Origin of the sequence: Nocardia mangyaensis, from assembly GCF_001886715.1 — a bacterium.
GTDB classification, from domain to species: domain Bacteria; phylum Actinomycetota; class Actinomycetes; order Mycobacteriales; family Mycobacteriaceae; genus Nocardia; species Nocardia mangyaensis.
The window spans coordinates 2384684-2410294 of sequence record NZ_CP018082.1 but is presented as its reverse complement, the minus strand read 5'-3'; the positions used below and the strand labels follow the sequence as shown (position 1 = coordinate 2410294).

Annotated in this window: 23 protein-coding genes; 12 read left to right on the top strand and 11 right to left on the bottom strand. The window is 69.8% G+C overall.

Translation table 11 applies throughout. The annotated features are described in order from the left end of the window. Window positions 1-120: 120 nt before the first annotated feature. Genes BOX37_RS10940 through BOX37_RS10930 form a run of 3 tightly spaced genes read right to left on the bottom strand, consistent with a single transcriptional unit; the run spans window position 121 to window position 4192 of the window. A complete protein-coding gene (locus BOX37_RS10940) occupies window positions 121-1446 on the bottom strand; it encodes a hypothetical protein (protein WP_071927540.1) in 1326 nt (441 codons plus the stop codon). Window positions 1447-1505: 59 nt separating this feature from the next. Then, window positions 1506-2915, bottom strand: a complete 1410-nt coding sequence (locus BOX37_RS10935; RefSeq protein ID WP_240505300.1) for a hypothetical protein — start codon at window positions 2913-2915, stop codon at window positions 1506-1508. Then, complete coding sequence (locus tag BOX37_RS10930; RefSeq protein ID WP_071927539.1) at window positions 2915-4192, bottom strand: glycosyltransferase; 1278 nt, start codon at window positions 4190-4192, stop codon at window positions 2915-2917. The genes BOX37_RS10935 and BOX37_RS10930 overlap by 1 nt, the downstream gene beginning before the upstream one ends. 176 nt (window positions 4193-4368) lie before the next feature. Between BOX37_RS10930 and BOX37_RS10925 the strand changes: the two genes are divergently transcribed. Both BOX37_RS10925 and BOX37_RS10920 read left to right on the top strand, forming a co-directional pair. Continuing rightward, window positions 4369-5679: a glycosyltransferase gene (locus BOX37_RS10925; protein WP_071927538.1), complete on the top strand. Its 1311-nt coding sequence runs from the start codon at window positions 4369-4371 to the stop codon at window positions 5677-5679. After that, complete coding sequence (locus tag BOX37_RS10920; RefSeq protein ID WP_071927537.1) at window positions 5676-6536, top strand: glycosyltransferase family 2 protein; 861 nt, start codon at window positions 5676-5678, stop codon at window positions 6534-6536. The genes BOX37_RS10925 and BOX37_RS10920 overlap by 4 nt, the downstream gene beginning before the upstream one ends. 6 nt (window positions 6537-6542) lie before the next feature. Here the strand turns inward: BOX37_RS10920 and BOX37_RS10915 are convergent, their stop codons facing one another. Then, window positions 6543-7349 (bottom strand): ABC transporter permease, encoded by an 807-nt coding sequence (locus BOX37_RS10915; RefSeq protein ID WP_071927536.1) that lies wholly within the window; start codon window positions 7347-7349, stop codon window positions 6543-6545. Beyond that, window positions 7346-8311 carry an ATP-binding cassette domain-containing protein gene (locus tag BOX37_RS10910; protein WP_071931383.1) on the bottom strand — a complete coding sequence of 322 codons (966 nt, stop codon included), beginning with the start codon at window positions 8309-8311 and terminating at the stop codon, window positions 7346-7348. Before BOX37_RS10910 ends, BOX37_RS10915 begins: the two co-directional genes overlap by 4 nt. A 454-nt stretch (window positions 8312-8765) precedes the next feature. Here BOX37_RS10910 and BOX37_RS10905 point away from each other — a divergent pair, with 454 nt between their 5' ends. Genes BOX37_RS10905 through BOX37_RS10895 form a run of 3 tightly spaced genes read left to right on the top strand, consistent with a single transcriptional unit; the run spans window position 8766 to window position 12996 of the window. Beyond that, on the top strand, window positions 8766-10199 hold the full coding sequence (locus BOX37_RS10905) for a condensation domain-containing protein (RefSeq protein WP_071927535.1): 1434 nt from the start codon (window positions 8766-8768) through the stop codon (window positions 10197-10199). Between the two features lie 6 nt (window positions 10200-10205). Next, window positions 10206-11663, top strand: coding sequence for a condensation domain-containing protein (locus BOX37_RS10900; protein WP_071927534.1), 1458 nt, complete (start codon window positions 10206-10208; stop codon window positions 11661-11663). Then, window positions 11644-12996: a condensation domain-containing protein gene (locus BOX37_RS10895; RefSeq protein ID WP_071927533.1), complete on the top strand. Its 1353-nt coding sequence runs from the start codon at window positions 11644-11646 to the stop codon at window positions 12994-12996. Before BOX37_RS10900 ends, BOX37_RS10895 begins: the two co-directional genes overlap by 20 nt. Before the next feature lie 52 nt (window positions 12997-13048). Here the strand turns inward: BOX37_RS10895 and BOX37_RS10890 are convergent, their stop codons facing one another. Next, entirely contained in the window at window positions 13049-13510 is a 462-nt protein-coding gene (locus BOX37_RS10890) for a VOC family protein (protein ID WP_071927532.1), read from the bottom strand. Next, entirely contained in the window at window positions 13507-14094 is a 588-nt protein-coding gene (locus BOX37_RS10885; protein ID WP_071927531.1) for a DinB family protein, read from the bottom strand. Before BOX37_RS10885 ends, BOX37_RS10890 begins: the two co-directional genes overlap by 4 nt. A 61-nt stretch (window positions 14095-14155) precedes the next feature. Between BOX37_RS10885 and BOX37_RS10880 the strand changes: the two genes are divergently transcribed. Next, window positions 14156-15127 carry a helix-turn-helix transcriptional regulator gene (locus BOX37_RS10880; RefSeq protein WP_071927530.1) on the top strand — a complete coding sequence of 324 codons (972 nt, stop codon included), beginning with the start codon at window positions 14156-14158 and terminating at the stop codon, window positions 15125-15127. A 26-nt stretch (window positions 15128-15153) separates the two neighbouring features. On the opposite strand, the gene BOX37_RS10875 is transcribed toward BOX37_RS10880, so the two are convergent. Next, window positions 15154-15996: a TetR/AcrR family transcriptional regulator gene (locus tag BOX37_RS10875; RefSeq protein WP_071927529.1), complete on the bottom strand. Its 843-nt coding sequence runs from the start codon at window positions 15994-15996 to the stop codon at window positions 15154-15156. Window positions 15997-16062: 66 nt separating this feature from the next. Here BOX37_RS10875 and BOX37_RS10870 point away from each other — a divergent pair, with 66 nt between their 5' ends. Both BOX37_RS10870 and BOX37_RS10865 read left to right on the top strand, forming a co-directional pair. Next, window positions 16063-17787, top strand: coding sequence for a right-handed parallel beta-helix repeat-containing protein (locus BOX37_RS10870; protein ID WP_071927528.1), 1725 nt, complete (start codon window positions 16063-16065; stop codon window positions 17785-17787). A 30-nt stretch (window positions 17788-17817) separates the two neighbouring features. Then, the gene (locus tag BOX37_RS10865) at window positions 17818-18270 is read left to right on the top strand and encodes a flavodoxin domain-containing protein (protein ID WP_071927527.1); all 453 of its coding nucleotides are present in this window, start codon (window positions 17818-17820) and stop codon (window positions 18268-18270) included. Window positions 18271-18462: 192 nt separating this feature from the next. Here BOX37_RS10865 and BOX37_RS10860 read toward each other — a convergent pair whose 3' ends face one another. The 3 genes from BOX37_RS10860 to BOX37_RS10850 are packed head-to-tail and all read right to left on the bottom strand — an operon-like array spanning window position 18463 to window position 21414. Beyond that, window positions 18463-19716 (bottom strand): amidohydrolase family protein, encoded by a 1254-nt coding sequence (locus BOX37_RS10860; protein WP_071927526.1) that lies wholly within the window; start codon window positions 19714-19716, stop codon window positions 18463-18465. Between the two features lie 43 nt (window positions 19717-19759). Beyond that, window positions 19760-20707 carry a PDR/VanB family oxidoreductase gene (locus BOX37_RS10855; RefSeq protein ID WP_071927525.1) on the bottom strand — a complete coding sequence of 316 codons (948 nt, stop codon included), beginning with the start codon at window positions 20705-20707 and terminating at the stop codon, window positions 19760-19762. Further along, window positions 20707-21414 carry a helix-turn-helix domain-containing protein gene (locus tag BOX37_RS10850; protein WP_084759539.1) on the bottom strand — a complete coding sequence of 236 codons (708 nt, stop codon included), beginning with the start codon at window positions 21412-21414 and terminating at the stop codon, window positions 20707-20709. Before BOX37_RS10850 ends, BOX37_RS10855 begins: the two co-directional genes overlap by 1 nt. Window positions 21415-21541: 127 nt before the next feature. On the opposite strand from BOX37_RS10850, the gene BOX37_RS10845 reads away from it, so the two are divergent. From BOX37_RS10845 to BOX37_RS10830, 4 genes are read left to right on the top strand one after another with little or no spacing between them, the layout of a single operon-like run. Next, window positions 21542-22798: an amidohydrolase family protein gene (locus tag BOX37_RS10845; protein ID WP_071931381.1), complete on the top strand. Its 1257-nt coding sequence runs from the start codon at window positions 21542-21544 to the stop codon at window positions 22796-22798. A 14-nt stretch (window positions 22799-22812) separates the two neighbouring features. Further along, the gene (locus BOX37_RS10840) at window positions 22813-23571 is read left to right on the top strand and encodes an ABC transporter ATP-binding protein (RefSeq protein ID WP_071931379.1); all 759 of its coding nucleotides are present in this window, start codon (window positions 22813-22815) and stop codon (window positions 23569-23571) included. After that, window positions 23568-24383: an ABC transporter permease gene (locus tag BOX37_RS10835; protein ID WP_084759538.1), complete on the top strand. Its 816-nt coding sequence runs from the start codon at window positions 23568-23570 to the stop codon at window positions 24381-24383. The genes BOX37_RS10840 and BOX37_RS10835 overlap by 4 nt, the downstream gene beginning before the upstream one ends. Window positions 24384-24420: 37 nt before the next feature. Further along, on the top strand, window positions 24421-25602 hold the full coding sequence (locus BOX37_RS10830) for a substrate-binding domain-containing protein (RefSeq protein WP_071927524.1): 1182 nt from the start codon (window positions 24421-24423) through the stop codon (window positions 25600-25602). The last annotated feature ends 9 nt before the right edge of the window (window positions 25603-25611 follow it).

Genomic DNA, 25611 nt, shown 5'->3' with positions numbered 1-25611 from the left:
CTCCTCCGCGACAGCACTTCCCGGTTCATTGGTGCCTCGGACCGGGCAATGCCGCCGATACCCGAGGGTGCTCGGGCGGTACCCGCGACCGCACCGCTCAAACAGCGCGGGGACGGCCACCTACCAGCTGGTGCCGCCGAGGCCCCAGGCCTCGAGTTCGGCGGCGATGTGGGCGCGGAGTTTGTCCTCGTCGCCGAAGTGGTCGGGGTGGATGCCGAAGAAGGTGATGGTGAGCTTGTCGTCGTACTCGACCGCCCAGGCGGCGACCGCGGGGCCCTGACGACGGCGTTCGGCGGCGCTGCGACCCTGCATGATGGCGCGGATGGCGAAGGATTCGGCACGTCGACCGGCGATCTCGATGACGCTGTCGGGAGCGGCGCCCAGATTGGAGACGGTGGTGTCGGGGCCCGCGATCGCACGCATCATCGTGGCGATCACGCGGTCGGGCAGCAGGCGGACGAGCGGTTGCAGGTTGTCGGTGAGTTTGTCCTGTCCGGCGGCGGCGTAGCGAGTGAACGCCTCTTTGCTCAGCGTTCTGATCTGCTGGAGGCCCGCGTCGGGGGCGATGGGGTCCAGCACCCGGATCCAGACGCCACCGGAGGCATTGGCGCGCTCGTCACCGGCTTCGCGTTTGCTCACCGCGATGCAGACACGCAGCCCTTCGGGCCCGACCGGTGCGCCGGATCGCTGCACGATGCCGCCGAGCAGAGCGGTGAACAGGCTGTTGCCGGTGCCGTCGAACGCGCGGGCCTGTTCGGTCCAGCGGGCCCGGTCGACGTCGACGATGGCGAGGGTGGTGTCCGGGCCGTCGGTGGCCAGGTCGCGCACGCGGGGCGGGCGGGCCGCGGCGGGAGTCCGGTTGTCGCGGGTGCGCCAGAGTTCGGTGGCGATCACACGGGCGGCCGAAGCCGCCGCGCCGAGCTGGGCGAGCGCGTCCTTGGCGTCCGCGCGCCAGCGTGGGCGGGCCAGGACCTCGGCTTCGGTGGGCAGGATGCTGGCCGAGCTGCCCGCGTTCGCGGCGGCGAGGGCGTTGTAGAGGCCGTGGCCGTCGGCGACCATGTGTGAGATCAGCAGCGACAGGGCGAATTTGCCCGAGGTGGTGCGCACCCCGATCAGTTGCCAGCCGCGACCGCCGATGGGGTCGAGGTCGGCGGCGCGCAGGGTGCGGTCGGCCCACGCACCGATCTCGGCGTCGGCGATCGGGTCGGGGTCGATCCGCAGCACCGGCGGATGCGGTGAGCGCACCCACCGGTGGCGCGCGAACGGCACGACCGCGCGCACCACCTTGCGGCTCAGCGATCCGGCGGCGAGCTGGTCGCTGAAACGCGCCAGCTCGGTGGGGTCGGGTTCGGTGCCGAACACCCACGCGTACTGGATCGGCGCCGACCAGCCGAAGAGCTGTTCGGCGAGAAGATATGACTCGTCTGCCCCGGCAACACGGTTCATTTCGAAAGGCTAACCAGGCTCGGGTGCCCCCGCATCTCGGCGGAGCCCGAAAGCGAGCTTCACCACATCCGGTGCTCGACACCCCAGCCGTCGAGCTCGGCGGCGAGCAGTTCGCGCAGGTCGTCCGGGCGGGGGAAGTGCTGCTCGTCGAAAGCGGCGACGGAGAAGGTCCACACGTCACCGGTGCGCATCGCCCAGGACTGCACGCCGTCGCCGAAACGGTAGGGCTCGGCCGGATCGACGCCCTGCGCGATGCCGCGGAAGGCGACCGCGCTCGCGGAAATGCCACCGAGGCACCGGAGTTCGTCGGCGAAGTCGCCGAGGTTGGAGGCCACCACATCGGGCATGCCCGAACCCGCGGTCGCCGCGCGCACGACCAGCCCGGTCGGCAGCAGGGACACCAGCGGCAACAGGTGGACATGCGGCGCGCGCTCCCCCGCCGACAGCCGGGTGAAGGCCTCCTTGCACTGGCGACGCAGTGGGCCGAGGTCACCGCCGGGCGGCAGGTCCTCGGTGAGCAGCACCGAAACTCCCGCGGTGGCGTTGCCGCGGGCGTCGTCGTCCTGGCCGCGTCTGCTCACCGGAACACCCACTTTCAGCGCTGTGCTGTACCCGGAGGCGCGCAGGGCACCGGCCAGGATGGCGATGAACAGCGTGTTGGTCGTTCCGCCGTGCTGCCCCGCGACCGACTCCCAATGCGCCGCGTCGACGCTCACCGTGGCCCAGGAATTCCGTGCCAGCGGGGAACGCACGTGCGCCCGCGGTGTGGCGGGGCGTTCGTCGCCGGGAGCGTCCGAACCGCGATGGCGTGTGAATGCCACCGCGGCCCGGCCGATTCCGAGTCCTGCGGCGGCGACCTGGCCGACACCGTCCACAGCGTCCAACGCGGTGTCGCGCACGGCATCGACAAGCCGATCGGCCGACCAGGAGATGACCGGTCGGCGGTAGCCCGCATCCTCCGCAGCGGCGGAGGGTGGCGGGCTGTCGACAGGCGAGTGGGCCAGTGGGTCGGTGGGGGTGCCGGTGAGGGCCGCTGCCGCGGCGGTGACCATGGTCCGGCCGTCGGCGATCAGATGGAGTGCGGTCAGCGACAGGACGAAGCCACCGTCGGCGATCGGGGTTCCGCGCAGGCGCCACGCCGGCCCACGTTCGGGGTCGAGAGGCGAGCTGTACAGCTCTGTGCCGGACCAGGATTCGACTTCATCGACCAGGATCTCGCCCTGGTCGACGAGCAGTTCGGGTGCGAAGTCGGCGTGTACCCAACGGTGTCTCGCGAAGGGTGTCCGCGCCCGGATCAGCCGGCGGTTGAGCACGCTGTGGCGCAGTCGCTCAGCGAAGGTCTCGAGGTCGGCACGCGGCGGGACCGCGGGGAACCGCCAGAGGATCTGCAGGACCACCGACCAGCCGAAGGCCTCGCGCACCAGCCAATAGGTGGTGTCCTCGGGCTGCATACGCGCCACAGCCGCCATCAGCGATCACCTCGCCGGGCCGGGCCGCCTTCCTCGGCATGTTCTTCGATCAGGTCGGCGCAGTGGCGTACCGCCTGTTCGGGGGTGATCAGTTCGGCGGCCAGCTCGCGCGCGGTCCGCGCCCGTTCCGGGGTGAGGACGGCGGTCATCTCGGTGACGAGGGTGTCGGCGGTCAGGCCCTTCAACCGGGTGGCCGAGCCGATGCCGTGGCGCGCGCACTGGGCACCCCAGTACGGCTGGTCCGAGCCCACCCAGCACACCAGGCTCGGAATCCCGGCGCGCAGCACCGCCGCCGTTGTCCCGGCGCCGCCGTGGTGCACCGCCGCCCGGCACAGCGGCAGGATCCGTTCGTGATCGAGCGCGCCGACGACCCGCACGTCGGCGCGTTCGGTCACCTCGAGCCCGGCCCAACCGTTGCTGATCAGCGCGCGCACGCCCAGTCGCGCGCAGGCTCGCACCATCGCGTCCACCACCGCCGCCGGATCGGGCACCGGCATGCTGCCGAATCCGAAGTAGACCGGCGGGGTACCCGCCGCGATCCACTCCAGCAGGTCGGTGTCGCCGGTGTCGGCGCCGATGCGGGCGCGCTGCTCGGCGGCCAGGCCGAGGAATCCCACGAAGGGTCGCAGGTCGGACCACTCGTCCACCAGTTCCGGACACAGTCGCGGATCGTAGGCCTGGATCTCGAGCCGGTCGGTCGGCGCACGCGGCACCGTTCCGGCGACGCCGAGTTCGCGGCGCAGCGCGTTCTGCCGGTCCTTGGTCAGCAGCCACATCGCGCTCTCGGTGAGCCACCAGCTCGCACGGTTCGCCACCGGCGGCAGTCCCGACAGCGCGGCGGGCACCGGCGAGACGGAGCCGTTGGGCCGGATCGGCGCGTGGTGCAACGAGATACACGCCGCGCCGGTGGCCTCGGCGAAGGGCGCCGCGATCTGCTCGGTGACGAAACCGGTGACGATGGCCTGAGCACCGGTGTGCAGTTCGGCCATGTCCGCGACCGCCTGCGACCACCCCAGATCACGGACCTCGGTGAAGGCCTGCCACCGCTGACGCGGTCCGCCGGTGCGCAGCTTCGTGCGCACCACCTCGGAGTTCATGTGCGCGTGGGTGTCGTAGCCGAACGGCGCGGTCGCCAGTCCGGCCGACGCGACGAACTCGCACAGATTCGGCGGCGCCCCGACGAGCACATCGTGGCCGCGACGCTGCAGTTCCGAACCGACGACCACAGCAGGCTGGACATCTCCGCGTGTTCCGTTGAACGCGAGTAGAAACCTCATCGATCTCCCTGCCTCGAGATACGAGCACGGTAGGCGAAACAGGCAGCAATGGACCAGCATCCCCCCGCCATCTGTGAGATGGAGCACCCGGCGCCGCGCTCACCGCGCGCGTTGCCCGCCGATCTGGTTACGGTGGATTTTCTCGACCCCCTGGTAGCCGTACTGCGAGGAGCTCGATGGAATTCGTACTCGCGTTCACCGGCAGCCGCGGTGACGTGCAGCCCGGCTTGGCGCTCGGCGTGCAATTGCGGGCGCTCGGCCACGACGTGACAATGGCCGTTCCGCCGAATCTGGCCGATTTCTGTCGACGTGCCGGAATTCCCACCCGGGAATTCGGCGCCGACACGAAAGAATTACTCGATTCCGCGCTGGTGTCGAGTGAACTGAAATCGGCCAACCCGCTCACCCGCCTGCGCGCACTGGCCCGGCTGACCGTGCGCGACGGTCGCCGGACCCAGACCGAACTCCTGGAACTCACAGCGCACGCGGACGCGCTGATCGGCGGCAGCGTCGGTCAGGAACGACTGCTGAACGTGGCCGACGCGCGTGGCATTCCCTACGTACCCCTGCACTACTGTCCGTTGCGCCGCAACAGCGTCGCCTCGCTGCTGCCGCTGCGCGCGGCGCCGGGCCGCGCGCACCATCTCAGCTGGACCGCGCTCGAGCAGCTGACCTGGCTCGCGACCCGCTCGGCCGAACGCGAACTCGCCGCCGACCTCGGGCTCCCACCGCCGACGAGCCCGCCCGCCACGCGGATCGCCCAGCGCGGGGTCCCCGAGATCCAGGCCTACGACCCCGTGCTGTTCCCCGGGCTGGCGCAGGAGTGGGGGCACGACCGGCCGCTGGTCGGATTCCTGGACCTCACCCCGCAGACCCGCGCCATGATCGGCGAGGACAGCACCGATCTCGATGACTGGCTCGGTGCGGGGTCACCGCCGCTCTACGTCGGTTTCGGCAGCATGACGATCGCCGACCCGGACCGGCTGGCCCGCACCTTCACCGAGGTCGCCGATGCACTCGGGCTGCGTCTGCTGGTCGCCGCGGGCTGGAGTGAGTTCATGGCGGGTGAGTCCAGTGACCGGGTCCGCGTGGTGCGCGCCGTCGATCACGCGACGGTGCTGCCGCGCTGTGTCGCGGCCGTGCATCACGGTGGCGCGGGCTCGACCGCCGCCGCACTGCGCGCCGGAATCCCGGCGCTGGTCTGCTGGATCGGGGCCGATCAGCCGATGTGGGGGCGCAGGCTCGACGCGCTCGGCATCGGTGTGGGTCTCCCGGTCACACGGCTCGACCGCGTCACCCTCACCCGCGCGGTGCGCGAGCTGCTTCGCCCCGAACGCGCCGTCGCCGCGCGGCGCGTGGCGTCGGCGATGGTGGCACCGCACGAGGCCGTGCGCGCCGCAGCCGCGCTCGTCGAAGTCTCGGCCCGCACGCCTGTCGGTGCAGGCCCGTACCGCCCGTCCCGCCCGTCCCGTGGAGGAGTCCGATGAACCCGCCCTCGCTGTCCGTGGTGATCCCCGCCTACAACGAGGAGGAGATCATCGGCGAGTGTCTGACCCGGCTGGCCGAGCAGCGTGAGCACATCGCCGAAGTGCTCGTGGTGGACAACAACTCCACCGACCGCACGACCGAGATCGTGGCCGAGCAGGCCGCGCGCTGGCCCGCGATCCGGTTGATCGGCGAAGCCGAACAGGGACTCGTCCACGCCCGCAACCGCGGCCTCGACAGCGCGGTCGGCGATCTGATCGCCCGCATCGACGCCGACACCCTCGTCCCCCCGGACTGGGCCCGCCAGATCGTCGACTTCTTCGCCGCGGACACATCGGGCCACTGGGCCGCCGCGTGCGGTCGCGGCCAGGCCTACGACCTCCCCTACGGCGACACCGTCGGCACCCTGCGCCAGCGGTGGCGCGAGCGAAAGGCGCACCGGGTCAAGCAGGTTCCCGTGCTCTACGGCTCGAACATGATCCTGCGACAGCACACCTGGGCACTGATCCGTGACCGGGTCGCCATGCGCCGCGACGTCTTCGAAGACGTCGACACCGGCCTCTGCGTCACCGAGGTCGGTGGCCGCAACGCCTTTCTCCCCACCATCACCGTCGGCGTCGCCCCCCGCCGCATGGCGACCGGGATGGTCTCCTTCACCCGCTACATGTCCTGCCTGCCCCGCACCCTGCTCCTGCACAAGCGCTACGGCCTGGCCCTCGGCGCCGCCACCGTCTACCTCCCCCCGATCATCGTCCTGCACGCCGCCCGCCTGGTCCTGCTGCGCACCTACGACACCCGCACCGGCCGCTTCGCCCCCACGGAGTTGTTCCGCAAGACACCCGAACGCGTTGCGCCGTAGGGCGGTTCAGGTGCGGCGCATGTAGACACGGACGGTCAGCGGGGCCATGACGGTGATGACCGCCAGGGCGCCGAGCAGGGAGATGCCGATTTCGGGGCCGTAGTGGCCGTCGGCCAGTTCACGGACGGCGGTGACCAGGTGGGACACGGGATTGACCTCGGCGAAGGCCTGCATCCAGCCGGGCATTGTCGAGACCGGCACCAAGGCGTTGGAGACGAAGGTGAGGGGCATCAGGACCAGCATGGAGACGCCTTGCACGGTGGACGGTTTGTCCATCAGCACGCCCATCAGCGCGAAGATCCAGCTCAGGGCGAAGGCCACGACCATGACCAGCAGGCAGGCGATGAACAGGCCGAGGGCACTGGCGGGACGGTAGCCCATCGCCAGGCCGACCAGCACCGTCATGACCGTGGCGACGGCGTAGCGCACCATGTCGGCCAGCAGCGAGCCGGCCAGTGGCGCGATCCGCGCGATCGGCAGCGCGCGGAAACGGTCGAACACACCCTTGTTCATGTCCTCACGCAGCTTCACCCCGGTGTTGACCGAGGCCGCGACCGCCACCTGTACCAGCACACCGGGGATGAGGATGGGTAAATAGCCGGTGACCGTGCCCGCGATGGCGCCGCCGAAGATGCTGGAGAACATCACCGTGAACACCACCGGCAGCGCGACGACGTCGAACAGCTCCTGCGGATTGTGCTTGATCTTGAGCAGGCCGCGCCGCGCCATCGTCGAGGCGTGATACACCGACTGCGACACCGAGATCCGGCGAACGGCCTCGGGGGTGCCGATCCGCTCGGCTGCGGTCCTCACGCGGGCTCCGGGACGCGCAGCGGGTCGGTTGGTCCGGTGATCGCGAAGAACACCTCGTCCAGGCTGGGTTGGGCGAGGCCGAGTTCGCGCACCTCGATCCCGGCCTCACGCAGGGCGATCAGCATTTCGGGCAGGGCCGAGGTGTCGGCGGCCGCGACCGTGAGGTGCCCGTCATCGGTGGTGAGGACGGCCTCGGCGCCGGTGTATCGGTGCACGAGCGTGGCGGCGGTGGGCAGGTCGGCCGGGGCCACCCGCAGGGTCAGCGCGGCGGCACCGACGGTGGCCTTGAGTTCGTCGGCGGTGCCGTCGGCGACGACCCGGCCGTGGTCGATCACCACGACCCGGTCGGCCAGTTCGTCGGCCTCGTCGAGGTATTGGGTGGTGAGCAGCACGGTGGTGCCCGTGCGCACGAGTTCGCGCACCGTCGTCCACATCTGCACGCGCGTGCGCGGATCGAGGCCGGTCGTCGGTTCGTCGAGGAACAGCAGCGGTGGCCGTCCGATCAGGCTGGCGGCCAGGTCGAGCCGGCGGCGCATACCGCCGGAGAAGTGTTTGAGCGGCCTGCTCGCGGCGGACTGCAAGCCGAACTCCTCGAGCAGCTCGTCCGCGCGCCGGGCGGCGCGGGCACCGGAGGAGCCGAGCAATCGGGCGAAGATGGTCAGGTTCTCGGTGGCGGTGAGATCTTCGTCGACCGAGGCGTACTGGCCGGTGAGCCCGATCAGCGAGCGCACCGCCGTGGCGTCACGCACCACGTCGTACCCGAACACCCGCGCGGTGCCCGCGTCGGGACGCAGCAGGGTCGCGATCATCCGGACCGTCGTCGTCTTGCCCGCCCCGTTGGGGCCGAGCACGGCGCAGACAGTGCCCATGGGCACGGTCAGGTCGATGCCGTCGACCGCGCGGAACGCGCCGAAAGACTTGGTCAATCCCCTGGTTTCGATCGCCGATTCGAATTCGACCATCGTCACCTCCTCATCGGTCGGCGCCGAATAGTCGACGAATTCCGTACGGGAGTGCGGTCGCACCACTGCGAACTTCTGGCAGCTTATGTTCTGCGCGAAGACGGCGGCAACCCCACATCGTTGGCCGGCCGCGTATCGATCGCCACATTGTTGATGAGATATCGCCGGGAAACGTGTTGTTCATCCGTCGCTGATCCGACCGAAACGTCGAAATAGGCTGCCACACCTCAAATATCGCCATAGCCAGGTGATATATCCAATCGGAAACATCGTGACGAAGGCCACCGTCGTCCGGCAGGAACTATCTTCCGGTTACCCCTACGCTCGTTTCATGCCCGTCACCGGGCAGACGCCATCGGTCCAGACAACGTCGACGTTGTGGCACCGCCGGGCGAGCATGGGGATTCACAGTGTTTTCAGCTTTCGGTCAGCAACATGGTTGGGGCGCATTCGTATGGAATTCACAGAGCTAGCCGACTATCCGCTTCGGGCGGGGACACTCATCGAATGGGTGCCGGTCACCGGACGGTCGAGTGCGTGGCGGCGAGACGATCGCCCGCTGAGCCACCTGCACGAAGAACATTGCGTCCGGTCGGGCGGATCATCCGGTGGCGAAAGCTCCTGGCTCGGCACGATCTTCGAGATCCCGCTGCCATTCGACGAGGCCGCGGTCCGCACCACGTTGCGGCGGTGGATGACCCGCCACGACGCCTTCCGCACCACGGCCGCCGCCGACGCGGCCGCACCCGACCGGTTCGTGCGCTACACCTGCCCCGCCGAGGACCTCCGCGTCGCGGCCCGGCGCGTCGGGCACCTGCGCACCGGGACCCGGGTGTATCAGCACCTCACCGACTTCTTCGGCTCCCGGCTCTCGCCCACCGAGTGGCCGCACTGCCTGCTCGCCACCGTCAGCGACACCGAGCTGACCGGCGACCGCACGGGCTTTCTGCTGGTCTTCGGCGCCGACCACTCCGTGATGGACGCCTACTCGATGATGTTGGCCATCAGCGAGATCCAGCGCATCTACCGCTCGGTCGTCACCGCGACGCCCGCCGAACTCCCCGAGGTCGGCAGCTACATCGATTTCGGCGCGCACGATCGCGCCGTCGGCGCGGCACTGACCGAGACCGATCCAGCGGTCACGGTCTGGCGACGCTATCTGCGCGACGGCCAGTTCCCGGCGTTCCCGCTACCGATCGCGCCGCGCGCCAAAGCGTCGCCCCGGTTGCATCAGAGCGGGCTCTCGTCCTGGGTGCTGACCGCGGAGCAGGCCGAGCAGCTCCAGGCTCGCAGCCGCCGGGCCGGGCATTCTGTCCAGACCGCGGTGTTCGCCGCACTCGCCGCGACCCACCGCATCCTGGTCGGCTCGGAACCGCTGCGCTGCGCGATGCCGGTGCACACCAGGCAGACCGCCGCGCACGTGCACGCCATGGGCTGGTACGTGGGACTGCTCCCCCTCGAGATCGACCACGCGGGCGCCGACACGCTCGAGGAACTGCTCGCCCGCACCTCGACGGCCATCGATACCGCGAAACCGCTGGCACACCATCCGTTTCCGCGCATCGCCGCCCTACTCGGCTGCGACCAGGTGCCGCGGTTCGTCGTGTCGTATGTGGATGTCCGCCATGTCCCCGATGCCGCGCAGTGGCAGCAGTGGAACGTGCGCCCGCTGCGCAGCGGCGAAGAGTCCGATGACGAGGTGTACTTCTGGATCGCCCGCTCACCCGGTGGACTGGCGGTCTCGGCGCGGTTCCCGAGCAATGAGGTCGCGGCCGCGAATGTGCACCGGTTCATCAACACCTTCACCGCGATGCTGTCGACGGTGACCGCCGTGGGCGAACTGGTCGACCGTCGCACCGCTGTCACGCCGGCCGCCGGAGTGAGCTGAGGGCCGATGATCATCACCGCACTGCGCAATTGGCGCCCCGCGGCGGGTGCCCTGGTGGAATGGCAGCCGACCGAGGCGGCCCGCCGGGCCGCCTCCACGGCTGCCGCTGATCCCGATCCGGGAACGTTCCTGCAGGACAATCACCTTCGCGGCGTGCATGCCCGCGCCCAGACCGGGAGACCGCACACCGCGTATCTCGCGGTGACGACCGAGGTCGACGGCGCGCTCGACGCCGAGGCGATGAGTCGGGCGCTGCGCCGGTTCGTCGTCCGCCACAGCGGGCTGCTGACCTGGTTCGCCACCGACGGTGCCACGGTGACCAGGCACGGCGTCGATGCCGATCGAATCGCGTTCGAGGCCCACACGACCGGTCACACCCTGGGCGACAACGAGTTCCGCGACTACGCGCTCGCGCGGATCGCCCGGGAGGCCGTGGCGACGAGCTGGCCCGGTTTCCTCCTCGGCGCGGTCACCCGCACGAATTCGTTCACCCTCTACTACGCCACCGATCATGCGCTGAGCGACGGCGCTTCCCAGGCGCTTGTCCTCACCGAGATTCTCGACTTCTACGACAACGAGAAGTCCGGGCACGCGCTGAGTCCCTACACCGCCGCGCCGACCGGCGGATTCCCCGACTACGCCCGCACCGAACACGCACGGGCCCAACAGTTCTCCCCGTCGAGTCCCGAGATCGCCGAATGGGTCGACATCTTCCGCCACCACGGCCATGTGATGCCCCGCTTCCCCCTCGATCTGGGTCTCGAACCCGGGACCACCGTGCCGATGCACGGCATCGAATTCGATGTGCTCGACCGGACCGGTTCCGCGGCGTTCGCCGAGGCCTGCCGTGCCGCGGGCGGACGGTATGTGGCCGGGGTGCTCGCCGCGGTCGCCATCACCGATCGCGAGCTCGCCGGACGCGACGAGTACTACGGCATGACGGTGCTGAGCACCAGGGGATCCGGTGAGTACCTGCTGGCGCAGGGTTGGCTGTGCAACTTCGCGCCGGTGGCCTTCACCGTGCGCGGCGCGACCTCGTTCACCGAGCTGGTCACCCGTGCCAACGAAGCCTACGATCGCGCGATCGCGCTGTCCGAGGTTCCCTTGCAGGCGGTGCTGGGCGCGCTACTCGCCTCCGGCGCCGACCCGGCTGCCGTGACAGCGAGCCCGAACATGCTGTCCTACATGGATTTCCGTCGCTTCCCCGGCGCCGGGACCACGCCGTACGAACGGGGCATGCTGTTCACCGGGGAAGGCGAGACGGCGAACGCGTCGATGTGGTTCAACCGCGACGCCGAGCATCTCTATCTCGGCTGCCAGAGTCCGGGGACACCGTTCGCCCAGCAGCAACTCGCGCGCTATCACGCACACCTGCGCGGGGTGTTCGATGCCGTTGCCGCCGACGGCGACTACCTCATCGGGACCGGCGATCGGGAGGTGGCGGTTGCGCGTCACCACGGTTGATCGCTACGCACCCGAGCCTGGCACTTTCGTGCACTGGACTGTGCGGGACGACGGCACCTCGATCGAGTCGCCGGTACCGCCGTCGTTCAACCAGCTCGTCCATCTGGTCGGCGCCGAGAGCGGAAACACTTGGCTGGCAGCGGCATTCGATGTCGATGGGCCGCTGGATCGGGCGGCATTGGCCGACGCCTACCGGGCGCTGATCGCCCGCCACGGCACGCTGCGCAGTTCCTTCGTCCCCACCTCGACGGGTCCGCGCCGAGTGCTGCGTCCGGCATCGGTCCGGCTCGAGGAACAGCCCGGCACCGCGCACCGCTCCGGTGCCGCACTGCGCGAAACACTCTGGCGACACTGCAACGATCGGTGCGCGCCGTTCGCCGAGCGGGCGTATCTCCTCGCCGCGATCGACCGGCCGGACACCGCCACCATCGTGTGCGCCTTCGATCACGCGCACGTCGACGCGTACTCGATCGCCGTCGTCATCGAGGATCTGCGGCTGCTCTATCACGGCGCCGAACCCGAAACCTTGCCTCCGGTCGGCGATTTCGTCGACTATTGCGCCCAGCCGGTCGAGTTCCGCGACGACGATCCACGTGTGGACGGATGGCGGGAGTTCTTCGGCGACCAGGGAGTTGTCCCGCCGTCGTTCCCGCTCGATCTGGGCCTCGCGCGGGGACAGTCCGCGCCCCAGGCCGTGGAGTTGCGCCGGATGCTCTCGGCCGGGGAAACAGCGGACTTCGAAAGCTGGTGCCGCACCAACGATTCGGGGCTTTTCGCCGGTCTGTTGACAGCGCTGGCCCACGGCGTGCGCACGGCGGGCGGCGGGGACCGGACCCGACTGCTGTTCCCGATGCACACGCGGAACGAACCACGGTGGGACACGGCGATCGGCTGGTTCACCACCAATGCCCCGGTCGCCGTCGACGCGTCCGGCACGATCACAGATTCCGTGCGCCGCACCCAGTTCGCCGTGCGCACCGCGATCGAGATCGGCGCGGTCCCGCTCGCGGATACGCTGCACGCGCTGGGTGGGCTGAACCTACAGCGAAGTGACATCTTCATGGTGTCCTATATCGACTACCGACGCCTGCCCGGCGCCCGCGCGCGCAACGCGACCCACGTCTCCAACACCAGCACGGCCGACGACGTGCAGGTCTGGTTCTCGCGGAGCGCGGACGGGCTGGCGCTGCGCGTCCGCTATCCGGCCACAGCGAGGGCGCGCGCCGTTGTCCTGCCCTTCCTGAACGAGGTCGAGCAGATCCTGCACGCCTGCGCCGCGCGCGGCGTCCTCACCACGACGGGCTCATCGACCGCGCCCGCCGAGTCTGTCTGAACCTCACCACGCACCGTCGACGAAATCCGCCAGTTCCGTTGTCAGCGGCGGGTCAGTCCAGGCAGAACTCATTGCCCTCAGGGTCCGCGAGCACGATGAATCCAGCGCTCATCGGCAGGTCGGGCTCGAACCGGCGGAGTCTGGTCGCCCCCAGTGCGACCAGACGCCGGCACTCGACTTCCAATGCCGCCATTCGCTCATCCCCCTGCAGCCCCGGCGCGGCACGGACGTCGAGGTGGACGCGGTTCTTGGCAACCTTGTCCTCGGGCACTTGCTGGAAGAACACGCGCGGGCCGTTCCCGTCCGGATCTTCGATGGCCGAGTTGGTGTTGCGTTGCTCCGGTGGCACCCCGATCCCGGCGAGGAACTCGTCCCACGCGGCGAGCGGGTCGGCGCCCTCGGGTACCTCGACGCCGGGTGGGCCGGGGTGGACGTAGCCGAGTGCGTCGCGCCAGAAGGTCGACAGGGCCCGTGGATCGCGGGCGTCGAAGGTGATCTGGATTTCGCGGCTCATCGAGGTGCTCCGTTCGTGGCGGGATGGGTGTGCTGGTAGAGGTCCCGCAGCAGCGAGACCTCCGACAGATGGTGGATCAATTCGCGGTGGATGTGCAGCACCAGCGCCGCCATCGGCAAGTCCGGAAACGGTTCCTTCTCCCCGACCGGGACCCGCAACTCGGCCTCGCCGAGACCGCGCACGCCGGTCAGCCAGGTGTCGAGTTGGGTGTCGAGTTGTTCCAGCGCCATCTTGGCGGTGCCCGCGTACTCCCAGGTTCGGTAGTCCGCGGCGGGTGCGCCGAAGTGCGCCGCGTTGCGCATGGCCAGCACGCCGACGATGACGTGACCCAGGCGCCAGGCGATGGTGGTCATCGGCGCGGGAACCGGCTCGGGGAAGGCGAAGTCGATGGTGAAGTCGCCCGTTCCGGCCTGCACGGGGACGGTCGCGGTGCCGCGTGGTCGCACGTTCCACGCGTCCGGCACCGCTGACCAGAAGTACTCGTCGTCGGTGAGTCCGTCGAGCCGGGCGCGCATCTGATGATTCCAGTGAAACTCCCACTGATCGCGCAGCGTCTGGTTCCAGTCGAGTTCGTCGATGTCCATACCGCCACCCTGTCACCCCTAGCGGACAGGATCGGTCCGCTATCTCTGGCAAGGTGAAAGGGTGACAGCGAGCGACGAACGCGGGACGACCGAGCGGGTGCTCACACTGCTCGGTCTGTTGCAGCAGCGTGCGGTGTGGACCGGTCCCGAGCTCGGTGATCGGCTCGGCGTCACCACCCGCACCGTGCGCCGCGATGTGGAACGGCTGCGCGCCCTCGGTTATCCGGTGCAGGCGGGTCAGGGCGTCGGTGGCGGCTACCGGCTCGGTCCGGGCCAGGACCTGCCACCGCTGCTGCTCGACGACGAGGAGGCCATCGCCACCGCGGTCGCGCTGCTGGTCGGTGCCGGTGGCGCGGCATCCGGTTCCGGCGACGCCGCCCTGCGGGCGCTGACCAAGCTCGACCGGGTGCTGCCCACCCGACTGCGCCACGAGGTGCGCGCGCTGTCGGGCTCGGTGGAATCCTTCGGCACCGGCCACCTCCCGCTGGACCCCGACACGCTCATGACGCTGGCGCGGGCCTGCCGCGACGAGGTCGAGATCGGTTTCGACTATCCGTCCGCGACGCAGCCGCACCGACGGGTCGAGCCCTACCGCCTCGTCGCCTCGGACCGACGCTGGTACCTGCTCGCCTACGACCTCGACCGCGACGACTGGCGGAACTTCCGGGTCGACCGGATGACCGAGGTCGCCACGCGAACCTGGCGCTTCCGCCCCCGCCCCGCACCGGCCGCGGCAGCCTATGTGCAGGAGAGCATCGCGAGCCGCGCCTACCCCCACCAGGCCCGCTTCCTCGTTTTCGCCTCCGCCGAGACCATCCGTCCCCTGATCCCCGCCGCCGCGGCCGTCGTCCGCCCCCGCGAGGACGGCCACTGCGAAGTCCTCAGCGGCGCAGCCGATCTCGACGCCGTCCTCTTACACATGCTCATGCTGGGCCCCGATTTCGAGGTACTGGACCCACCGGAACTCGCCGCCCGCTGCCACGAACTGGCCCGGCGCCTGCTGGGAGCGGGGAGCTCCACGGCACCGGAATGAGCGGGTGGCCCCCGAGGACCGCGCGGTCAGGTGTCGTGGCGGCGACGGTAGGCGCGCTGCTGGCAGGCGCGGGAGCAGTAGACGCGGGGGCGGCCCGGGGTCGATTGGTGTACAGCGGTTCCACAAACGGGGCAGATTACATCACGTGTTTCGTCACGGTAGCGCGTGATGAGCACGTCGATGCCGTCGAGGAGGCGGGCGAGGCCGAATTCGAAGGAGTCCTCCGGGGCGTCGTAGCCGCCGGCCTCCCAGAGCGCGGTGAGGGTGGGATAGGAGCCGAGGCGGTCATAGAGGGAGTCACGGGCGCCCCACCATTCCTGTTCGCCCACGCCGCTGCGGCGTTCCTGGCGGGCGGTTTCGACCAGAGTCTGCGCTTCGGCGTCGACGAAGCGGCCGACCAGTGTGATCGCGGCGATCACCTGCGCGGGCGGGAGGCCGGTGTCGGCGAGGGTGCTCAGCATGTGCTCGTAGACCGCGATGCCGTGCGGACCGGGCAGGTGCCTGGTGCCACGCACCTCGGCCATCCAGGGATGGCGCTTGCGCAGTTCCCAGCCGCTGCGGGCACATGATTCCAGGCGTGCCCGCCAGCCGCCGCCGAGGGGCGCGAGCGGGTTCTGACCCTGCACGGCGTCGAGCATGAGGTCGATCAGCTGGTCGCGGCCGGGAATGTGCCGGTAGATGGACATGGTGGTGAAGCCGAGGCGTTCGGCGACCTTGCGCATGGACAGTCCGTCGAGCCCCTCGGCGTCGGCCAGCTCGATGGCGGAGTCCACGATGCGGTTCGGACTCAGCCCGGGACGCGACTGACGCGCACCGTCACCCCACAACAACTCCACCCCGTGGTCGGGGTCCTCTGCCTTGCTCACCATTGCCACTCCTGCCGTCTATGGTGTTATATCTTGTGTACACCGCAGACACGAAGAAGGGGCGTTCAGTTGTCGGAGTTCTTTGTCGATCCGAGTGGGGACGATTCCTGGCCGGGTAGCGAAACCCAGCCGTTCGCCACGCTCGACCGGGCCGTGCGCGCCGCGAGCGAAACAACCGGCGCGGTCGTCGTCCAGCTCAGGGCCGGCTGTCACATCCTGACCGACCCACTCGAAATCACCAGGGGCGATATCACTTTCCAAGCCTACGGGTGCGCTACGGCCGAGCAGGAGGAGGCAGTTGTCAGCGGCGGCCGCCGGATCAGCGGCTGGCAGCATCACGAGGGCAGTTGGGTGGCGGAGGTGGGCGAACTCGACACCAGGCACCTGTCGGTCGATGGCCGGCGGGTCGAGCGGGCCTCGATCGAGGCGCTTCCGGGCGACGCGACGTGCACAGGCACGGGTTACGTCACAGACGTCACGGTGGATTGGCGCAGTCCAGCCGATGTGGAGTTCGTTCACCGTGGCGTCTATCCGTGGACCGAGGCCCGCTGCGCCGTGGCATCGACCACCGTCGACGCCGACGGCACCACCACCGTCACCATGGCGCAACCCGCGTTCGGCCACGCCCACACGCTGTACCACTTCGCCTGGGATGGTCACGTCTCGCGCGGCCCCGGCCTGCCCACTCGCATCGAGAACGACCCGACGTTTCTCACCGAACCCGGCACCTTCGTCCTCGATCGGTCGCGCCTGGGACGTCACCTCCTGCGCTATCTGCCCCTGCCCGGCGAGGATCCCGAACACACCCTCGTCGTCGCGCCCGTGCTCGAGATGCTGGTGCGCGTCACCGGGGTCGCCGACATCGCCTTCCGCGGAATGACTTTCGCCGATGCGACCTGGTTGCGCCCAGCCGCCGAGGGATTCCTCCACTACCACGGCGGCCACTACTACACCGGCGGCAAGGTCGAAACCGTCACGATCGAGGCCGATCGATCCTGGGTCACCGTCCCCGGTGAATCATCGGTGATCCCGGCCTGCGTCCGCATCGAGAACAGCACCGGCGTGCGCATCGACGGGTGCCGCTTCACGCACCTCGGCGCCACCGGGCTCGGTCTCACCGGCGGCGCGGATCTCGTTGTGCGCGACTGCGATTTCGACATCCTCGCCGCCTCCGGCATCACGGCCACCGACAGCCGCGACGTCGTCGTCGAGGACAATCGCATCCACCACATCGGCATGGACTATTCGGGCGCGCCAGGCATCGCGATCAGCGAGACCAGCGCGTGCACCGTGGCGCACAACCACATCGCCCACACCCCGCACTGCGGCATCGTCGTCGGGTCCGCCCGCGGCACCCGCATCCTGCACAACCTCGTCACCGACACCATGACCGCACTCGCCGACGGCGGCGGCATCTACCTCTCCGGCAGCCAGGGCGACGATGCGGACAACGGCGCGCTGGTCCGCGGCAATGTCATCGAAGACGTCCACACGCCCTATAACTTCGGCCTCTACACCGACTACGGCGCGGCCTGGGTGACGGTGGAGGACAACGTCGTTCGCCGGGCCGACAGCAGTTCGGTTCTGCAGGTCTTCCCGCCGCTGGACAACGTCGTCTACCGTCGCAACTTCTGGGACGCCGACCCGGTGGGCAGCGACGATGTCCCGCCGGGCGTCGTCTACGCGGACAACACGACCCTCGCCGACCCGACCGCGCTGGACGCCGCGACCGCCACCCTTCGAGCCATGGCCGGGCCACGGCGAGACGAAGTCGACCACCTCGAGTTAGGGTAGGCTTACATTTCCTGACGAAAGGGGTCGTGCGTGCGCGTCATCATCTTGTTCGGATCCGAGATCGGCACGGGCGAGGCGGTCGCGGACCATCTCGCCGACGAACTCCGCGCTCATGACGTATCGGTGTACGACATGATGGACTTCGATCCGGGCGACCTCGAGCTGGGCGACTTCCACATCATCGTCTGCTCCACCTACGGTGACGGCGACCTCCCCACCGGCGCCGAACCCTTCTTCGAGCAACTCGACGCCACCCGCCCCGACCTGACCGGCCTGCGCTTCGCCGTCTTCGGCCTCGGCGACAGCGTCTACGGCGACACTTTCAACCGCGGCGGCGAGATCGCGGCCGAGAAACTCGCCGCCCGCGGCGCCGTCCAGGTCGGCGAACACGCCCGCCACGACGCCTCCACCGAGATCAAGGCCAAGGACATGGCCGCCGAGTGGGCCACCCGCCTGCCGATCGACTCCTTGGTCAACGCCTAGCGCGAATCGGCTCGGCCCGAGCCGGTTCCGCACAGACCTCGGGCGGCGCGAGGAAGAAGGGATGGTCGGTGTCGGCGTGGTCACACTGACCGACGCCCGGCGCACACGCCGGGCCACTCGGCACGAACCCAGTCAGCTCGAGGAAACCGCTGACAACGTGCGCGGTACGCCGCGCGCTGGCCGTGGGACCGGTCAGCGCGCGGATGCGGTGAGTCTGCGGGTCAGGGCAGAGGTGATCTCGCGTTCATCCACGCCGACCAGGTGTCCGTCGCGGACGACGACCCGGCCCGCGACGACGACGTGTCGGGGCCGCCGTCCAGGACTGGCCCAGAGCAGACCAGCGATCGGCTCGGCGACCCCGGCGTCGGCGACCCCGGTCTCATCCCAGACGCACAGGTCACCGCCGGTCACGGAGGCGAGTTCCGGTCGGCCGAGTCCGATGGCCGACCCCGCGGTGGCCATGGTCAGCGCGTCGAGGGCCGAGAGTGGTGGTCCGACCAGGGGCGACACCTGCATGGCGAGCCGAGCGTCGGCGAGGAGGTGCCCAGCATCGTTGCTGCCGCCGCCGCTGGTGCCGAGTCCGACGGTGATACCTGCAGCGCGCAAGGCGGCGACGGGGGCGATACCCCAGCCCATCGGCAGATCGCAGCCAGGCGCGTGCGTGGCGGTGACGCCCGCGGCGGCGAGCCGCGCGATCTCGGCAGCGGTGACATCGCACAGGTGCGCCACGGTGACATCCGGTGCCAACCAACCCCATTCGTCGAGCAGATCCAGCGGACGCCGACCGTACCGTGTCATGGCGATCGCCACGTCGACCTGCTCGTTGGCCTGGGTGCGCCGCCGCAGTCCGCGCCTGCTCGCGACCTCGGCCATCAGCCGAAAGGTCGCTTCGCTGTCGGAATGCACCCCGGCGGGCCCGACCGCGACCTGCACCATCCCATCGGCGCTCAACCCGGTCGGCGCGAGCGCCTCGGCGATGAGATCCGCACTGTGCGCGGCACTTTCGGGATCGTCCCCGGCCGATCCGCGCACGAAGGCGAGCCGCCCGCCGAGGTCGCGTGCGGCCCGCTCGGTCGCGCGGGCGAGCGGCACGGTGTCCTCGGGGGCGAGGGTTGCGGGCCAGGTCAGATGGTGGTCGGCCACCGTCGTCACGCCGCACAGCAGGGCCTCGGCCATCCCGACCCGCGCCGCCGCGTAGACGAGTTCCTCGTCGACCCCCGCCTCGGCATAGGCCGCGGCCATGGTCGGCAGCCAGGTCGACATCGCGACCCCACGCGTGCCGGGCAGCGTGCGGAATGCCGACTGGAGCAGGTGGTGATGGGCATTGACGAGGCCGGGGGTGACCACACACCCTTCGGCATCGAGGACGTCGTCGGGACCGGCGACAGCCAAGTCCCCTTCAGTGACCGGGGCACCGAGGATCGCGCGCGCACCGCGCACATGCATTGTCACGAGCCGGCCCGATGCCGGGTGCCTACGCCGACCCCCATCACAGCTCCAGCACCAGTCGGGCGCTCGCGCTGCGCGAGACACAGATCATCATCGACTCGCTCTCGGCGCGTTCGGCCGGGGACAGCACCGAATCCCGGTGGTCGACCTCACCGCTGACCACCTCGGTCTCACACGTCCCGCAGGTACCTTCCCGGCACGAGGCCACCGTGGCCACCCCCTGCGCCTCGACCGCGGCGAGGATGGAACTGCCCGGGTCGACAGTGATGGTGAGCCCGGAGACTGCCAGCGAGACCTCGAACGGCGCGGCGTCGGCGGCCACGTCCAGCTCGCGGGCGACGAACCGCTCGGCGAACACGTCGACTGCGAGCTGCCCCGCGCACGCCCGCTCGGCGGCCTCGATCAAACCCGGTGGGCCACAGACATAGACGGCGGTGCCCGGGGCGAGGCCGGCGAGGACCGCGGCGAGATCGAGACGACCGTCGCGCGCGGTGCGCTGGATCGTCGCCGCGGGATACCGCTGGGCCACCTCGTCGGCGTAGGCCATACTCGGCTCGTCGCGCCCGGTGTAGATCAGGCGCCACGGCCGGCCACCGCGCGCTGCCTCGGCCGCGAGCGCCAGAATCGGCGTGATCCCGACACCGCCGGCGATCAGCACGTATCCGAGGGCGCGCACGAGCGGAAAGTGGTTGCGCGGCGGGCGAATCGACACGGTCGCACCGATCGCCAGCGCGTGCGCGAGCACCGATCCCCCGCGCCCGGCGGCCTCGCGCAGGACTGCGATCCGGTACGTGCCGGTGTCGGCCGGGTCCGAGCACAGGGAGTACTGCCGCACCACGGCCTCATCGAGCAGCAGGTCGATGTGCGCGCCGGGGGTCCACGCGGGCAACGGGGCGCCGTCGAGGCGGGCCAGGGTGAACTCGTCGATGTCGTCGGCCAGTCGGCGACGATCCCGCACGAGCACGGTGAGCAGGTCGGAGGTGTGCATCAGGGCCTCTCGTCGGGCCCCGCCGCGATCCCAGCCACGGAATCCGCCTGGCGCCCGGCCGCCTTCACGACGATCAGCCTGGCACGCGGGCAATCCACCACACGCCACCGGTGTGGTGTGCCGCCAGTGTAGTAGAGGCCGTCGCCCTCGGCGAGGCGAGCCAGACCGCCCTCGGCCAGATCGACGACGATCGACCCGGCCACCACGTAGACCCATTCGTCTTCGACATGCTCGAAATATGGCCCGAACTCGGTGTGCACCTCCTGGAACTCCTGCGGGTAGAACGCGGCGCGATCGCGCACCAGCAGTCGGCTCGAGCCCGCCTGCGCGCCGCGCCCGGCCAGGCCGCGCGGCAGCCGCAGGCCCTCGCCGGCGCGCACCACCTGCGCGCCCGCGTCGGTGGCGGCGTCGTGGTCGCGGGTGTCGGCGGCCAGCATCAGGTCCACCTGCGTGGTGTCGAGCGCCGCGGCGAGCCTGGCCAGGGTCAGCATGCTCGGCCTGGCCAGTCCGCGTTCGAGCTGGCTCAGGAACGGATGGGAGATCTGAGCCTGGCCGGCCAGTTCAACCAGGGTGAGCCCCCGTTCGCGGCGGCGGCGGCGGAGTTCGGCGCCGAGCGCGAGTTGAGCGTCGTCGGGCACTGGCCCACCCACTTTCTGCACCGGCGCGCCGCGCCGTCGAATTAACACGACCGACGCGGACTCGGTCATCTGCCGGAAATACGGTCGCTGAATAGTGACAAATGTTGATCACATCAACATCGACTCTATCAGCTACAGCCTCGCCGACCAGCCACGGACGAGCCATCACCTTTCCTCCACCTGCCAAAGGATGACCATGGAACATCCACTGCCGCACCGTGTTTCGCGGCTGCGCGGGGCTACCCTGCCCGACGGCGCCGTGGTCGACATCGACATCGGACGCCACGGCGGGCATGCCGTGGTCACCGCCGTACGCCCGAGCTCCCCGCTCGGCGAACACGCCGACCAGGTCATCGATCTGCGTGGCTTCGTCGTGCTGACCGCGCCCGCCGAACCCCATGCACACCTGGACAAGGCACTGTCCTGGGACGTCCTGAACCCGCCGTTCGGCGACTTGGACGCGGCCATCGAATCCTGGCGCGGCGGCAGTGCCGCGCTGACCGAGGAGTCCTTCCACCAGCGGGCCACCGCGGCGGCCCTGGCCCTGCTACGCAACGGCACCACCGCGATCCGCACGCACGCCGACATCCTCGCCGACCCCGATCCGCTGCGCGGGATCCGCGCCATCGATCGCGTGCGCCGCGAGCTTGCCGGGCTGCTCGACATCGAGATCGTCGCGCTCACGCCGCCCTCGGCCGATGCCGCACTCTTGCATGCCGCACTCGACGCGGGCGCCGATCTGGTCGGCGGCGCACCCCATATCGCGCCGGACCCGAGCGCCGAACTCGCGCGCCTGCTCGCAGTGGCCGAGACCCGCGGTGTCGGCGCCGACCTGCACGTCGACGAATTCCTCGACGGCGCGCACCACACCATCGCGCGCTTCGCCGAGCGCGTGCAGGCGTGGCCGTCGACGCTGACCCGCACCGCCGGGCACTGCTGTCGGCTGGGCACGATGGACCACGCGGAGCTGGCCGAGTTGCTGCCCACGGTGACGCGCAGCGGGCTCGGCATCGTCAGCCTGCCGATCACCAATCTGTATCTGCAGGGTTGGGACCGGCCGGTCGCCACGCCGCGCGGACTCACCGCGCTCGCGGCGCTGCTCGCCGCGGCGGTGCCGGTGGCCGCGGGCGCGGACAACGTGCGCGACCCGTTCAATCCGGTCGGGCGCAGCGACGCGCTCGAAACCGCGTCCCTCCTGATCACCGCGGGGCACTTGCCGCCCGCACAGGCCGTGCACCTGGTCACCGACGGCGCACGCGACGTGCTCGGCCTGCCCATGGCCGGTGTGCGGGTGGGCGCCCGCGCCGAACTGCTCGCCGTACGCGGCACCGGACTGCTCGACATCGTCGCCAATGCCCCGGCCGACCGCATCGTCATCCGCGACGGCGCGATCGTCTCGATCAGCCGAACCGACTATCGCACAGCGTATTCCGCTGAATTGGAGGTCCTGTGACCACGACTCCGACCATGCAGCAAGCGGCACCGCGGCCCGGCAGCCAGGTGCTCGGCTTCGCATCGACCGAACTGACCTATCCGGGTGGCACGGTGGCACTGCGCGGTGTCGACCTGACGGTGCGCGCGGGGGAATTCGTCAGCGTCGTCGGGCCGTCCGGCTGCGGCAAATCGACACTGCTGCGGATCGCGTCCGGTCTCGAATCGGCGACCGGCGGCTACACCCAGATCGGGGCGAACCGGATCGGCTACGTCTTCCAGGACGCGACCCTGCTGCCCTGGCGCACCGTCCGGGACAATGTGGCCTTGCTGGCCGAACTCGACCGGGTCGGCAAGGCCGAACGGTATCGCCGCGCCGACGAGGCGATCGAGCTGGTCGGGCTCACCGGGTTCGCCGATCATCTGCCGCGCATGCTGTCGGGCGGAATGCGGATGCGGGTGTCGCTGGCGCGCTCGCTCACCGTCGATCCGGAGCTGTTCCTGTTCGACGAGCCGTTCGGCGCGCTCGACGAGATCACCCGGCAGCGGCTCGGCGACGAGATCACCGAGCTGTTCGCCGCCCGGCGCTTCGCGGGTCTGTTCATCACCCATTCGGTAGCCGAGGCGGTGTACCTGTCCACCCGGGTGGGGGTCATGTCTGGACGGCCGGGCCGGGTGGTGGCGGAGTTCGAGGTCCCGTTCGACTTCCCGCGTCGACCCGAGATCCGGTTCACCCCCGAGTTCACCGCGCTCGCCGCCGAGGTCTCGCGCACACTGCGAGAGGCGCACGCATGAGCATCGACACGAAAGTCGCGGCGCCGAAGCGGAACTGGAAGCCGAGCACGTTCATCGCCCCAGCGGCGGTGGCGGCGGTGGTCCTCGGCGCCTGGTACATGGTCACCTACGCCGTGCTCAGCCCCGACCGCCGGTTCCTGATGCCGCCACCGCACGAGGTGGTGACCGAGGGCCTGTTCGGTCCGTCCGCGCCCGCCATGTTGGAAGCGTTGCAGCGCACCGCGACCGTGGCCTTCACCGGACTGGCGATCGCCGTGGTGCTCGGCATCGTCTGGGCGGTGCTGATGGCTCAGGCGGGCTGGGCCGAGATCGCACTGTTCCCCTACGCGGTGGTGCTGCAGTGCATCCCGATCCTCGCGCTGGTGCCGCTGATCGGGTTCTGGTTCGGGTTCGGTTTCACCGCAAGGGTTTTCGTGTGTGTCCTGATCGCGCTGTTCCCGATCGTGTCGAACACGCTGTTCGGGCTGAAGTCGGTCGACAAGGGCATGCGCGAACTGTTCGCGCTGCGCGCCACGCCCCGGCTGACGGTACTGCGCAAGCTGGAATTCCCCGCCGCCATGCCCGCGATCTTCGCCGGTGTCCGGATCTCGGCCGGGTTGGCCGTGGTCGGTGCGATCGTCGGCGACTTCTTCTTCAAGCAGGGTGATCCCGGCATCGGCATCCTCATCGACAACTACCGCTCGCGGCTGCAGTCGCCGCAGCTGTTCGCCTCGATCCTGTTGGCCTCGGCGCTCGGTGTCGTCGTCTTCGCGTTCTTCAGCTGGCTCTCGCGCCGGATGGTCGGCTCCTGGCACGACACCGCGCGCAACTGAATCGTCTCGTCCCCGCTACACCCCCTCGGGAGCAATCATGTCCACTGTCCCCCACCGCTTCTCCCGCACGCTGCGCGTCGGCGCGTGTGCCACCGCGCTCAGCCTGGCCGCCCTCACCGGGTGCGCCGACTCCGGCGACACCGCCTCTTCCGGCTACGACGGCCCGATCGGCTCGGTCGATCTCGCCGAGGTCTGCCCGGCCAAGATCGTCGTGCAGACCGACTGGAACCCCGAAGCCGAGCACGGCAGCCTCTACCAGATGCTCGGCCCCGACCCGGTCTACGACGCCGGGAGCAAGAAGGTCACCGGACCGCTGTTCACCCAGGGCGAGTACACCGGTGTCGACCTCGAGGTCCGCGCGGGCGGCCCGGCCATCGGCTTCCAGTCGGTGACCTCGCAGATGTATCAGGACGATTCGATCCTGCTCGGCTATGTCGACACCGATCAGTCCGTGCAGTCCTCGGGCACCAACCCGACCACTGCCGTGTTCGCCTCGCTCGAGATCAATCCGCAGATGATCATGTGGGACCCGGCCACCTACCCGGACGTGCGGACCATCGCCGATCTCAAGGGCACCGGCGCCACGGTGCTGTACTTCGAGGGCTCGACCTACATGGACTACCTGACCGGCGCGGGCATCCTGGACAAGGGCCAGGTCGACGGCAGCTACGACGGCTCGCCGGCCACCTTCGTCGCCGCGGGCGGCAGCAAGGCCCAGCAAGGTTTCGCCAGCTCCGAGCCGTATCTCTACCAGGAGGAGATCGCGCAGTGGAAGAAGCCGGTCGCCTATCAGCTGCTGCACGACGCGGGATTCCCCGTGTACAAGTCCGCGCTCGCGGTGCGCTCCGGTGAGCTGGAGGCCAACGCGAGCTGCCTCGATCGCCTGGTCCCGGTGATGCAGCAGGCCGCGGTCGACTACTTCGCCGACCCGGCCACCGCCAACGAGGTGATCCTGCAGGCGGTCGAGAAGTACGACACCGGCTGGGTCTACAACGCGGGCAACGCCGAGTACGCGACCGAGACGATGCTGTCGACCGGCGTGGTGGGCAACGGCGACAATGCCACCGCCGGCGACTTCGACACCGCGCGCGTACAGCGCGTCATCGACATCACCGGCCCGGTGTTCGCCGACCAGCAGGTCTCGATCCCCGCGGGGCTGACACCCGAGCAGCTCGCCACCAACCGCTTCATCGACCCCAGCATCGGCTTCACCTCGTGACGGGGGCCG